The 11,967-nt window shown below is 71.4% G+C and carries 10 protein-coding genes and 2 pseudogenes; 2 read left to right on the top strand and 10 right to left on the bottom strand.

The window, feature by feature from the left end; all coding sequences use genetic code 11:
* Positions 1-109 precede the first annotated feature (109 nt).
* Positions 110-1,690 (top strand): annotated as a pseudogene (locus tag AA75_RS33890) (IS1182 family transposase).
* 223 nt (positions 1,691-1,913) lie between these two features.
* Here the strand turns inward: AA75_RS33890 and AA75_RS33885 are convergent.
* The gene (locus AA75_RS33885; RefSeq protein WP_158515605.1) at positions 1,914-2,255 is read right to left on the bottom strand and encodes an HU family DNA-binding protein; all 342 of its coding nucleotides are present in this window, start codon (positions 2,253-2,255) and stop codon (positions 1,914-1,916) included.
* Positions 2,256-2,804: 549 nt separating this feature from the next.
* On the opposite strand from AA75_RS33885, the gene AA75_RS33880 reads away from it, so the two are divergent.
* Entirely contained in the window at positions 2,805-3,236 is a 432-nt protein-coding gene (locus AA75_RS33880) for a VOC family protein (protein WP_033824188.1), read from the top strand.
* A 97-nt stretch (positions 3,237-3,333) separates the two neighbouring features.
* Here AA75_RS33880 and AA75_RS33875 read toward each other — a convergent pair whose 3' ends face one another.
* The 9 genes and pseudogenes from AA75_RS33875 to AA75_RS52740 form a co-directional block, all read right to left on the bottom strand.
* Positions 3,334-3,741, bottom strand: a complete 408-nt coding sequence (locus tag AA75_RS33875; RefSeq protein WP_149038533.1) for a DUF402 domain-containing protein — start codon at positions 3,739-3,741, stop codon at positions 3,334-3,336.
* Positions 3,742-3,918: 177 nt separating this feature from the next.
* Positions 3,919-5,016: a barstar family protein gene (locus tag AA75_RS33870; RefSeq protein ID WP_051813947.1), complete on the bottom strand. Its 1,098-nt coding sequence runs from the start codon at positions 5,014-5,016 to the stop codon at positions 3,919-3,921.
* An 83-nt stretch (positions 5,017-5,099) separates the two neighbouring features.
* On the bottom strand, positions 5,100-7,439 hold the full coding sequence (locus AA75_RS48325; RefSeq protein WP_033824187.1) for a hypothetical protein: 2,340 nt from the start codon (positions 7,437-7,439) through the stop codon (positions 5,100-5,102).
* 33 nt (positions 7,440-7,472) lie between these two features.
* A complete protein-coding gene (locus tag AA75_RS33860; protein ID WP_033824186.1) occupies positions 7,473-7,805 on the bottom strand; it encodes a helix-turn-helix transcriptional regulator in 333 nt (110 codons plus the stop codon).
* A gap of 2 nt (positions 7,806-7,807) precedes the next feature.
* Positions 7,808-8,911 (bottom strand): site-specific integrase, encoded by a 1,104-nt coding sequence (locus AA75_RS33855; protein ID WP_033824194.1) that lies wholly within the window; start codon positions 8,909-8,911, stop codon positions 7,808-7,810.
* Between the two features lie 178 nt (positions 8,912-9,089).
* On the bottom strand, positions 9,090-9,398 hold the full coding sequence (locus AA75_RS33850; protein ID WP_051813946.1) for a hypothetical protein: 309 nt from the start codon (positions 9,396-9,398) through the stop codon (positions 9,090-9,092).
* 645 nt (positions 9,399-10,043) lie between these two features.
* Positions 10,044-10,262: a hypothetical protein gene (locus tag AA75_RS33840; RefSeq protein ID WP_033824184.1), complete on the bottom strand. Its 219-nt coding sequence runs from the start codon at positions 10,260-10,262 to the stop codon at positions 10,044-10,046.
* 252 nt (positions 10,263-10,514) lie between these two features.
* Positions 10,515-10,778, bottom strand: a complete 264-nt coding sequence (locus AA75_RS52745) for a HEAT repeat domain-containing protein (protein ID WP_233289306.1) — start codon at positions 10,776-10,778, stop codon at positions 10,515-10,517.
* Positions 10,779-11,324: 546 nt separating this feature from the next.
* A pseudogene (locus AA75_RS52740) lies at positions 11,325-11,813 on the bottom strand (NAD-dependent DNA ligase LigA); the annotation flags it as partial.
* Between the last annotated feature and the right edge of the window lie 154 nt (positions 11,814-11,967).

The raw sequence follows: 11,967 nt of genomic DNA, 5'->3' as shown, positions 1-11,967 counted from the left end.
CAGAACCCGAAGAATGATCACGACATCACACAGGCCCTAGAAGACTGATGAAGATGTTGGGTTCTGGCTCCGCCGCCTGTGCGGCGGAGCCAGACTGCGTCTCGTGGCGATGGGGGAATGGGCCGGGGACACAGTTGGGCCCGATGTCCGGGAGACGTGCCGGGAGTTGATCCCGGTGGGCAGCGTGTTCGCGTTCCTGGCCGAGCACCGTGGCGTGTTGTTCCCGGCGGCGTTGTTCGCGGACATGTATCCGTCCGCGAACGGCCGCCCGAGCATGCCCCCGCAGATCCTTGCGGCGGCGGTCACGCTGCAGGCCCTGCACGGGCTGTCGGACTTCGAGACAGTGCAGGAACTGCGGTGCGACCTGCGGTGAAAGGCCGCCTGCGGGCTGGGCCTCCACGACACCGCGTTCGCCCCCTCGCTGCTGGCCCACTTCCGTCGGCGGCTGGCCCGCTCCGCCCGGCCGGACCGGGTCTTCGAGGCCGCGCGGGAGGTCGTCAAGGCCACCGGTGTCCTCAAGGGCAAGCACCGCCGGGCGCTGGACTCCACCGTGCTGGACGACGCGGTCGCCACCCAGAACACTGTCACCCAGATCATCGCCGCGGTCCGGGTGGTGATCCGCGAGGTCCCCGGGGCCGCCGAGGTGGCCGCCGTGCAGTGCACCGCCCACGACTACACCGACCCGGGCAAGCCCCGCATCGCCTGGAACGACGAGCAGGCCCGAGCTGACCTCGTCGACGCCCTGGTCGGTGACGCGCTCAGGCTGCTCGGGCACCTGCCCGACCAGCAACTCGGCGAGAAGGCCGCGAACGCGGTCGGCCTGCTGGCCCTGGTCGCAGGGCAGGACGTCGAGCCGGCCGAGGAGTCCGACGGCCGGGACGGGCGCTGGCGCATCACCCGGGGCACCGCCCACGACCGGATGGTCTCCACCGTCGACCCCGAGGCCCGGCACGTGCACAAGACCCGCACCCACCGGCAGGACGGCTTCAAGGCCCACCTCGCCGTCGAGCCCGAGACCGGGTTGTACACCGCCGTCGCCCTGCGGCCCGGCGCCGGAACCGAGCACCACGAGGCCACCGTCGGCATCGACCTGCTCGCCGACGAGGACACCCCGGTGGACGCCTTCGGCGACACCGCCTACTCCACCGACGACGCCCGCCAAACCCTGCAACATGCAGGGCACCGGCTGTTCCTCAAGCCCGCCCCGCTGAAGACCGCCGTGGTCGGCGGGTTCGACCTCGACGACTTCGCCATCGACACCGCGGGCAGCACGGTGACCTGCCCCGCCGGCCACACCGCCAACCTGTCCGAACCGTCCGGACGGCACATGCAACGCAAAGCGCTCTTCACCGACCAGTGCACCGGCTGCCCCGTGCGCGAACGGTGCACCACCGCCAAGACCGGCAGGACCGTCAACATCCGACCGCACCACGACCTGCTCGCCGCCGCCCGCCGCCAGGCCGCCACCGACCCCGACCGGCAGGCCGCCTACCGCCGCTGGAGACCACCCGTCGAACGCGCCGTCGCCTGGCTCGTCGCCCACGGCAACCGCAGACTCCGCTACCGCGGCACCATCAAGAACAACACCGGGCTCCACACCCGCGCCGCCGCCCTCAACCTGCGAACCCTGATCAACCTCGGACTCACCCGCACCAGCGGTACCTGGCGCCTCACCCCGGCCACCGCATAGCCAAAGGGGCTGCCCGGCCTGCGGCCGGACAGCCCCTCAACAAGATCTTCATCGGTCTTCTAGGCCGCGCACGACGCCCGGCCGTGCCGCACCCGGCTGCGCACCGGCCGCCGCGACGACCCGCCGCCCGCCGCCTGCTCCTGGCCCGCTGTCTCCGGCACGCCCCCACTCCCCTGCTGATCGCCAGGAGCGCAGTATGCCTCCCGCCACGGACGGCGGCGCACTACGGGCGGCGGGGGGCCGGCGGCGGTGCGGGCCGGTGCGCGGGGCCGGGTGCCGGGGTCAGGCGGGGGTGTTGACGGCCTCCTTGAAGGCCTTGCCCGCGGTGGAACCTCACCGTCCTGGACGCCGCGATCTCGATCGCCTCACCCGTGCGCGGGTTGCGGCCGGTGCGGGCGGCGCGGCTGCCGGCCGCGAACGACCCGAACCCGGTCAGCTGCACCTCACCACCGTCCGCGACCGCGTTCTTGATGGTGTGCAGAAGGGTGTCGAGGACCTTGTTCACCACCGCCTTCGACGCCTCGCTGTCCTCGGCCACCAGATCGATGAGCTCCTGCTTCTTCACGGGTGCCGCCCTTCCGCACCACCCCGCGACGGGCGGTGACAGGTCCAGTGGAAACCCCCCGGTGCCCCGGGCGGAAGGCGCAGCCCCGGGCCCTGCCGGGGGGGTGCGCCGCCCTGGCCGACGACCGAACCCGTGCACGATCACGCCCCCGACGGCGCCCAGGCCCCGAACGGCGCAGTTGGGCGGGCCGCAGGCAGCGGTGCCGCGATCGTCCCGTCGGGCGCGGGGCGGGAGCCTGGCGGCCGGAGTCGGTCGGTGCCGGGCCCGCCAGGCGCTGCTGGAGGCCGCCCCCCAGCACCACTGCACCCTGCCCGCCGGGGTGCCAACCGACCTGCCGCGGTGAACACCGCCGCCCGGCGCGCAAACTGATCTTTGGCAGCACGAGAGTGGCTGGCCGGGATCGCATCCCAGGTTCCCTTCGGGGAGGCGCTGACCTCGGTTCACCCCTGCGGCCGCACGACACGGCAGCGGGTAGCAGGTGCCCCCTCCCGACAACGTACGGACCTCCCGGCCTGGGGAGATGAGCACGGCGCCTGTTATTGTGCGCCGATGTCAACGATCAAACAGTTCCAAGTGACCTTCGACTGCGCGGAACCTGCGCGCCTCGCCGCTTTCTGGTGCGAGGTGCTGGGGTACGTCGTGCCGACGGTCCCGGAGGGCTTTGCCACGTGGGGGGAGTACCACCGCTCGCTGCCGCCCGAGGACGAGATCTACTTCGCGTGTACTGATCCCTCGGGTGTGGCCCCGCGCCTGCTCTTCCAACGAGTTCCCGAGGGCAAGGTCGTCAAGAACCGGGTGCATCTTGATGTGCGGGCCGGCGCCGGGCTCGTGGGTGACGAGCGCCTGGCCACACTCGAGGCCGAATGCGCACGGCTGGTGGCGCTCGGCGCGAAACACGTGCTGACCCAGCGCGCCGATGGCGTCAACGAGTCGTGCATCACGATGCAGGACATCGAGGGCAACGAGTTCTGCCTCGACTGATCCTCCTCCGAGACTGCGAGGTGGGGAGCTGACTCCCGGGAACCTCTCAGGTCCCGCATGCGGCGGGAGTCCGGCCCTGTTCCCGCGCTGGTGCCCGTCACGGCCGGTACGCGGTCGCCGAGGTGGCCGCTTCGTCGGCGCCGGGCGGCAGGGTCGGCAGCGGCCAGGACGGGTCCGGTGCCCAGGTCGGCCGGCCGCCGGCGAACGGCCCGGCGCGGTCGTCCAGCATGCCGATCCCCCGGCCGCGGGCCCGCTCGATCTCGCGGCCCGCGTATTCGTCGACCACGCCGAGGCGGCGCAGCTTGCCGTACTCCTCGGTGTCCTTCCAGTGGTGCCCCGTCAGGTCGGGGGTGATGACCAGGTCGAGGGCGAGGTCCATGGTGTCGATGCCGAAGCCGGGGCGGCGCCGGTATGGGTACTCGAAGTTCACGTACCAGCGCAGCAAAGCCAACGGGTTCCCGGAATCCTGAGCCGCAACCGCCCCGAGCCCGAGTGCCAGTGTCATGAATGGAGGGTAGCGAGGCGCGGGTTCGCGCCGGGGAAGAGCTCGCGGGAGCCCCAGTTCGTGAGCCGCAACGGTGACTGCCTGACGCTGTTGGGGACCATAGTGGCGCGCTCTTCAGGAAGATCATCACGCTGGCCGCATGCTGTCACGCCCCTCGGGCAGCGGGCGGGGCACAGCTCACACCAGGGTGACGTGCATGCCGCCCTCGGTCAGGACATCGAGGAGCTCGGCGAACAGGTTGTAGGGCTGGCCCTCCGGTGTGAGGGCCTGGGACAGGTGCTCGCGTGCGATTTCGGCGTCTCGCCAGAGCAGGGTGGCGGGGGCGGTGTAGCCGAAGGTTCCGCGCAGGCAGTCGACGAGGGCGTCCAGGCAGCCGCCGAAGTAGCCACCCGGCCCGTTCACCGCCTCGCCGAGCGCCAGGTAGAGGCCCGGCTCGTCGGTGATGTGCTGGCCGTCGAGTTCGTAGGCGTGACCGGCTGGCCGGTCGTGGTGGGCGCGTCGGCAGGCCCGCTCCCGGACGAGGTCGTGCCAGGCCCCGCGGCGCCGGGTGTCGAGGTGTGCCCAGGATCCCGGGGTGTCCGGCGGCCCGGTCAGCCACCGCTCCCAGATGGGCCGGGCGTATTCGGGAACGGGTGTGAAGAGCTCGCCATTGAGCTCCAGGTCGATCAGATCCGTCCCGTAGGAGGACGGGTGCCAGGCCCTGACCTTGGTCCACAGCAAACGGTCAGTGAGCAACTCACCTTGGTTGTCCCGTATCTCAAGGGCGGCCTCCTCCAGATCCAGCGCCCGCCGGGTGCCCTTCATCAGTGCTGTCCGTAGCTGATCGCTCTGGGCGAGTCCCCGCAGGACGAGCGGGGGCGCCGCCCGCTCGGACGGCACGACGCGGGTGAATCCCTGGCAGGAGCCCAGCCACCGGTGCCCGTCGTGTACGCGGACGGGACCCGCGTGTCCCTCGGGCGGACCTTCGTAGTCGTCCAGACCAGTGAGCACGAGACTGTCTGTACCAGGGAACTGCCCCAGGCTCTCCGCGTCCTCCAGCAGCCAGGGATCGAGTGCCTCGCCCTCCGGCACCAACCACACTCGGCTGCCCGCCCAGCCGCCTACCTCGGAGCTTTCCGGGGCCCACCCCAACAGCTGGTACGTCCCACGACGGGGTGCCCCGAACAGCCCCTCCACCTCGGCACAGACGCCCCAGGCATGGCCGTGCTCCGTCTCGGTCAGCGTGTACCGCATCAGGCCGCGATCGTTTTCGTCTTCATGCACGGTGGGAATCATGCCCGGACCAGGCTTTCGCGACGAAGCCCTTTTCCCGCTGTCGGTCACGACATCCTGCGAGCTCATCAGCACACGCACAACAGTCATGCCTGGATGGCGTCGATGACGCAGCGTTCCGGGTGGGCTGCTTGGACGTACTTCACGGCCGTGGAGACGGACAGGTCGAAGACCTTCATCAAGTGCAGCGGGTCCTCGCTGTGATCTGCCTCGTCCAGGACCCGGTCGATTGCGACCGCTTGGGGCTTCAGCCCTGTCGTGCGGAAGACGTAGTGGATGGCGTACTTGTTCACCGGCGGGTGCTCGGCGTGCATCGCGGTGCGCCGGGTGACCAGCAGGTGCGGGTTGGTACTGAACGGCCACTGCCGGTGCCGGTCCTTCAGCCACTCCCCGAGGAGCCGCAGGGTGACAGCGTCCAGGTATACCGTGCGGCCGCCGACCATGAGTCGGCCCTGTGAGCGGTCCAGGTCTGTCACGGTCAGCGCGGTCAACTGCACCGTGCGAACGGCGTGGATGGCGACCAGGGCGACGACGAGCTTCCCGAAGGGGGTGGGTGCCCGGTCGAGAATGCCGGCCAGTTCGGCGTCCGGGATCGGGCGCGGCACGAACTGCGGTCTGCTGCCGAGGTGCACGGTGCGGGCCGGGTCGTGGAAGATCCGCCGCTCCCGCTTGAGGGAGCGGAACAGCGACCGCAGGCCACAGAACACCGCGGGTCCGGGCGGCCCCGGGCGCTCCTTGAGCGCATCGAGGATGTCTGCCCGGTCGACTTGGGTGAGGGAGGCAAAGCCCGGCTCCCACTCGGCCAGTACCGGCAGGACGTAGCCCACGTACCGGCGGACACTGGCCCATTCGATCGGGACGGAGCGGCGACGGCCGTTGCCGCGCACATCGCTGACCCAGGCGTCGAGGTCACCCTGGTAGCGAGCCGGAGCTGCGGCGATCAACCTCGTGACCGCAGCCTGGTCCATGCCGATGTCCCGGTCCGGTCGGGGGATCAGCAGACCGCGGGCCTCAAGGAAGTGGGCAACGCGCAGTCCTGCGTAGTTGCTGCCCAGTCTCGCGATCGCCCGGACGTCCGTCTCCGTGATCGGCTCCTCAGCTCCGAGATAGGCCACGGCCGCGCGCAGAACCCTCCGGTTGGCCAGCCGCGTCCCGGTTCCCCATGCCTGCGCGCGAGCGGTGCGGTCCAGTTCGCGAACCAGATCGGCTGCTGCCGGGGTGAGTTCGGGAAGAGGCTTGCCGAGCAGGCCGGCCCACTGCGTCTGGGGCGCGGGAAACAGCGGGTGCTGGCCGGGGCAGTCGAGGTGGAAGGGGGTAGGTGGAGCGGCGGGGAGCTCCGGCTCGGCGGGGCGGGTGGGACGGTAGCCGGAGCGGCCGAGCCAGAGCTGGTCCATCACCACGCCGTCGGGGCTGCCCGCGGCGACGGCGAGCCGGCAGGCCCGGCACCGGCCCGCAGCCAGCGGCTGCTCCCGGCCGCAGCGTGAGCACACCCCGGAGGTGCGGATCGGGGCTCTCGCCCAGGACTGGCACGCGTCGCAGTTTCGCTGACTGGTGCCGGTCCAGGCCCAGCAGCCCTCGCAGCTGCGCAGTGTCCGCGGGGGTCGCGGTCCTGCCGGGCGTGGCGGCTTCGCATCAGCTCGCGGCCGGCGTGGTCCGATCGTCCGTCGTGGGTGGGTCCGGGTCTTGGGTTCGGTCCGCGGTCGCAGTAGTCCGGCCTCCCGTAGGACCTGGGTCACCGCCGCCTTCCGGCCGGTAAGGGCGTCGAGGTCTTCTTCGCGGACCTGGTCCTCGTCGGCCTCGCGGGCGGCCAGAGCCAGGCGCGCTTGTGGCATCAGGTTGGGCGCCCAGCGCGGGCTGCGGCCCAGGTCGCTCTGCAGCCGTCGCGCGGTCTGGTCGAGCAGCTCGTCCTCGGGGAGCGTGCGTGCGGCGATCCGGCGGCCGTCGCCCGGCCGGAAGATCCGCCTCATCGTCAGCAGCGCCGTCTGGCCACGGATCTGCGGGGGACACACTCGCGGGTCATCCGCCAGTGCGGGCGGCTGGTTGGCGCTCCGCCAGTCGCGGGTGCTCGGCAGCAGGTTCAGATTCGGTCCGCCGCCGCGCTTGTGCAGCGGCTGTAGCAGCGCGAACTTCACCTCCGGCAGCAACAGTGCCAGCTGCAGGGGTCGCCTCGGTGCCACACCGCCGTCCTGCTGGGCGCGGATCCAGTCGTGGTCGACGTAGTGGATCTCGATCATGCACGGTCGGCACACCTCGTCGTAGGTGAGCATGGCCTCCCGCGTGCAACGTCGGCAGGCCCCCGGGCGCGGATCGGTGATCTTCTGCCCCCACAGTGCGCACGGCCAGCACGCTCCGTCGGAGCGCAGCTCGCCCCAGCCCTGGCAGGAGCGGCAGCTGCCGTAGCCGAAGGTGAGCCGGTGCTTGGGCATGCGTCGGTACTCCTGATCGATCCGTTGCCGGGGTCAGTTCGGCGGCAGGGAGCGGCGCCCGCCGCCGCCCGTTGTCCGCGGCACCGGACGCGCCCCGGCCTGGGCCACCGCGGCCTGGCCGGGGGCATCGTCGCGCTGCGCGAGGTGACCTGCGGTCTCGGCCAGCATGAGGTCCGCGACCGTGCAGTCCAGCGCCGCGCAGATCTTGTCGAGGTCGTCCAGGCGCACGGTGACCGGCTGACCGCCCCACATCGCCGCGACCTTGCTCAGCGACGGCGTGAACCCGACCTCGTTGAACGCCGCCAGCAGTTGGACCGGCCGCCAGATATCGCGCTGGGCGGCCACCATCCGAAGGTTCCATTTCATTACTACGCTCGTCCCTTCAACCGGGTGACTGCGCGGTGCGACGCCTCCATGCACGCCCGCTCGGGATCAGCCTTGACGGACGAGAGGTACCCGACCGTCGTCGAGGCCCAGCGATGTCCGAGGATCTGCTGGACGTCCCACAGCGGCATGCCGTCCTCGTAGTGGTGCGTGGCGCAAGCATGGCGCAGGAGGTGCGGGAAAAGGTGCGCGACCGGGCCGGTCAGGTGCTGCTGGGATGCCGCCTTCAACGCGCGGCGGAACGCGTCCGCCCCGATCGCCGGCGCGACCGGCACGTTGAGCGCGGCGACACCCGCAGGCAGCCGCTCGGACGGGAACAGCGGCGCTGTCGGGTCCACCGGGTCGTCGCAGAACTCGGCGCGGATCTCCTCGATGTACCACCACAAGAGGTCCCGGCCCTCCTGGAAGAGGTACGCCTGCCGCTCCCTGGGCCCGGACCCGTGCGCGCCCTTGCCCTGGACGACGAACCGCCCCCACTGGCCGAGTTCCCAGTGGACGTCCCCGATCCGCAGCGCGCACAGCTCAGAGGCGCGGACTGCGGAGATGTAGGTCAGCTTCGCCATCACGTAGTCCCGGGCCGCCACCGGGTACTTCCGCGAACCGGGCAGGGCCTCACGCCACGACGCGAAGAACTCCTTCGTCGCCCGTTTCGACGGCGGGATCCGCAGACCGAAGTCCCCACGGTGGACCGGCCGGTTGAACGGATCCACCGGGGACTCGATCGCCGCACCGAACCGCCGGGCGATCTCCCCGGCATATCGCTGCTCCAAGAACGAGAAGTACGAGTCGATCCGCAGCAGCTTGCCTCGCACCGTGGACAGCGCCCGCTTGCCCACTCCCGAGAAGTACCGGTCCAGGTGACGCGGCGTGATCTGCCACGGATAGAGGTCGTAGAAGTCGCACAGCTCGATGACCGGCTTGACCAGATTGTGGAGCGTCCCCGGCGCGAGCCCCGCGACGTCCCGCGCCCACACGTACTCCATGAGGGTGTCGTGGAAGAACGCCTCCGCGTCCTCTCCTGACGCCCCCGCAGCAGCGCGGCGCTGAATCGAGACGACATCAGCCAGGCCCGTGTCGACCAGCGGCATGGTCGCCAGCTCGTCCGCGTGCCTCGACGGAGGTGCGACGAGCGTCAACCAGCGACTTCCGGAATCTGCCACGATCCACATGAATACCGCAGCTACTCGCAGAATCTGCCAGTTACTCACCAAGCCTCACACGGACGGCGCAAGCGGGATTCGCCCCCGTTGACCTGCTGATTTGCCCTTATGCCGCCTGGACAACCCCGAACGAACCCGCTGGAACTCCACTTGGTGTCGTCGTGGCGGAGTCCTGGAAGCAGTGCACCGAGAACCACTCGCCGGCCAGGAAGTGGGAGAGCAGCTCCGTGTTCTCCCAGCGGTAGTGGCCGAGCGTCCAGGTGCCGGCCGCCAGGTCGGCCAGGCCCTGCTTGCGGGTGGTGCCGTCGCCGCTGCGCGTCGAGGTGATCCAGGTCGTCGGCGCCAGGCTCTCGATCCCCGGCCAGTGGGCCGGCGTCAGCAAATGCCCGGTGTCGTCGACGGCCCGCTGGGGCATCGCGGCGCGGCTACCGCACCGGCCTTTGCGGGTGCGGTGCGGAAGCCCGCACAGTGCAGGTGCGTGGTGCGGACCGCGCGGTGCGATTCGGCGTGTCCCGGCCGGGGCGGGCGCGGTCGGCGCGCGCGGAACCCGCGCGGCCTGTCCATAGGCGCGCCGCGCGCCGCTGGAACTGTCCATCGCGCGCGGCCGCGGCGGCCAGCCCGCTCTACCAGCGGGTGAGGTGCTCCCCCCGGGGCCCGGCGCAGCAGGGCGAGGGCCGCGTCGGCGCCGGGGCAGCGCAGGGGCTCGCCGCTGGCGGCGTCGGAGACGATGCTGCTGTCGATCAGGGCGGCCCAGGTGCCGCGCTGAACGTCGTACTCCTCGATCCAGCCGACCGGGCGGCCGGCGCGCTGGAGCTCTTGGACGCCCGGGTGGGCGGGCCAGGTGAGGTGGACCAAGCCGCCATCGAGCGCGGAGCGGTCGGGGTCGCCGAGGCCGCGGGCGGAGGGAACGGTCCAGCCGGTCGGGCGCTTGAGGGCCAGGTGCGGCACGCCCGGCATCGCGCGCTCGGAACGGACCCGGGCGGCGTGTGCGCGCCGGAGGGCGTCCAGGGCTTCGCCGACGGTGCGGTGGGTGCGGGTCCCGCTGGCGGGGTTGGTTCGGTCAGGACCACGGCGGTCTGATCGTCCTGGTGCTCGGCGGCGAGGTGCCCCGCCTGTCCCAGGGGCCGTCCGACAGCGGAGCGGTCCAGCCGATCGGCCGGCCCCGGCGGAGCAGCTTGTGGACGTCCTCGGCCCGCGGGTCGTCCCAGGAGGCCACCAGCCAGTCCTCACCGAACGTCACGCTCCGGTCGTCCAGGCGGTCCGGCTCGCCGAACCGCACGGTCGGGATGGTGCAGGCGGCGCGGCGTAGCGCCTCGAAGGCCTCGGCCCGCTGCTGGGCCGGACCAGCGTGAGACCCTCACATGTCCCGCCTGCACAGCCGCGTTCGTCCGCCCGGCGAACAGCACACGCGTCGCCTGCACGAAGCGATGCCACACCAGGAGCGTCCGCGCAGCGCAGGCCGGGCTTTCCCTCTACGAGAACCCCAACGCGATCGAACGTGACTGAGCTCTGGACGAAGCACGAAGAGGGCTTACGCGGTGGTCGGAAGCTCCGGGACCGTGCGCGCGGCCTCACGGACGTCCCTCTCCTCGTCCGCGGCAAGCCGTTCGAGCGCAGTGCGTACTGACGGGCCAGGCCGACGAGCCAACGACCATGCGGCCCAGAACCGGACCCAGTGGTCGGTGTCCTCGGTGCGGGCCACCAGCAGGTCGGTGACCGTCTGGTCGTGTGCTGAACCGAGAGCCTGCACGGCGTCCCGCCTGACCTTGGGCGCGGGATCGCGGGCGCCGGCCATCAGAAGGGCTCGGGCACGTGGGGGATCGCCCACGCCGAAGATGCTGCCGAGGGTGCTCATCACGTCGGCGCGCACCCCCGGGTCCGGGTCGGACGCCGCGTCGGCGACGAGTTCGAAGTACTTGGCCCCGCCGAAGTCGGTGACGCTCAGGCCCCAGATGCCTACTCGCCTTGTCCCGGGGTCATGCGAGGCGACGCAGCCGAGCAACAGGTGATGCGCTGTCTCGGGCCAGGCGGAGAGCAGTTCGAGGAGGTCGAGCTGCAGGGTGTCTCCGTCATCGTTGCGATCACTCACGCTCGCGCGCAGCAGGGCCGGCAGGGCCGCCTCGCCGCAGGCACCTGCCAAAGCATGGGCAATCCGGTCCCGGGCGAACGAGTCGTTCGCCTCGACGTAGTCGGCAAGTCGACGCTCCAGCTCAGGCTGGAGGAAGGCGGCTGCTGGTGTCCGAAGCCGCTCAACCAGAGGTTCGAACTGGCGGCGGGCACCAGGCCCGCGCTTGATGTCACCAGCCAGCCCTATGTCCAACTCGTCCAACACACCCAGCAGCTCGGTCAGGCGGGCGGGCAGGCCGAGGACGGTGTCGGCGCAGTGGGTGATGTCCTCGCCGGCGAGGCCGTCGCCGCGGGTGAGGACCTGGACCAGCCTGCCGGCCCGGTAGCGGGCGGCGACGGCCAGGCTGTCGAGCTTGGGCTCCACGCACCAGCCATCCACGGGATGGCCGAGCCGGCGCTCCAGGCCGACGGCCCAGGCTTCGAGCTCCTCGGCGGAGAAGACGTTGTCCAGGCTGAGCATGGCCACGCTGTGCGGGACGTCGCCCGTGGCGGCGCCGCCGGCGACCTTGCCGGTGGGCGAGTCCGGCAGCACCTCGTCCGGGTGCGCCGCCTCGTAGGCCTCGATGCCGCGCACCAGGGCGTCGTACTCGTCGTCGCCCAGCGGCGTCGAGCCGTCGGCGTAGTAGGCCGCGGCCGCCTGCACGGCAGCAGCGACGGCATCGGCGTAGGCGCCGGGGGAAGCCAGCTGGGCAGCATCGGTCATGGGTCCATCATCGCGACCAGCACCGACACACGGATCCGCGACGGCCGACAGGTTCACGTGCGCTCCCGCCGCTGATCCTGCTGCCGTAGGCGGATGGCCGTGTGGCCGGGATCCGGGTGGTGGGCACCTTCGGATCCCGGCCACGACGGGTCGT

The organism is Kitasatospora sp. MBT63 (assembly GCF_000710465.2).
Lineage (GTDB): Bacteria > Actinomycetota > Actinomycetes > Streptomycetales > Streptomycetaceae > Kitasatospora.
Note: the sequence above shows the minus strand (reverse complement) of the source record. Positions and strands in the feature narration are given on the sequence as shown.

Coding starts and splice junctions, on each gene's coding strand:
- AA75_RS33880 (WP_033824188.1), top strand. CDS start 2,805: ATGTCAACGATCAAACAGTTCCAAGTGACCTTCGACTGCGCGGAACCT.
- AA75_RS33875 (WP_149038533.1), bottom strand. CDS start 3,741: ATGACACTGGCACTCGGGCTCGGGGCGGTTGCGGCTCAGGATTCCGGG.
- AA75_RS33870 (WP_051813947.1), bottom strand. CDS start 5,016: ATGATTCCCACCGTGCATGAAGACGAAAACGATCGCGGCCTGATGCGG.
- AA75_RS48325 (WP_033824187.1), bottom strand. CDS start 7,439: ATGCCCAAGCACCGGCTCACCTTCGGCTACGGCAGCTGCCGCTCCTGC.
- AA75_RS33860 (WP_033824186.1), bottom strand. CDS start 7,805: ATGAAATGGAACCTTCGGATGGTGGCCGCCCAGCGCGATATCTGGCGG.
- AA75_RS33855 (WP_033824194.1), bottom strand. CDS start 8,911: ATGCCGCTGGTCGACACGGGCCTGGCTGATGTCGTCTCGATTCAGCGC.
- AA75_RS33850 (WP_051813946.1), bottom strand. CDS start 9,398: ATGCCCCAGCGGGCCGTCGACGACACCGGGCATTTGCTGACGCCGGCC.
- AA75_RS52745 (WP_233289306.1), bottom strand. CDS start 10,778: ATGGCCGGCGCCCGCGATCCCGCGCCCAAGGTCAGGCGGGACGCCGTG.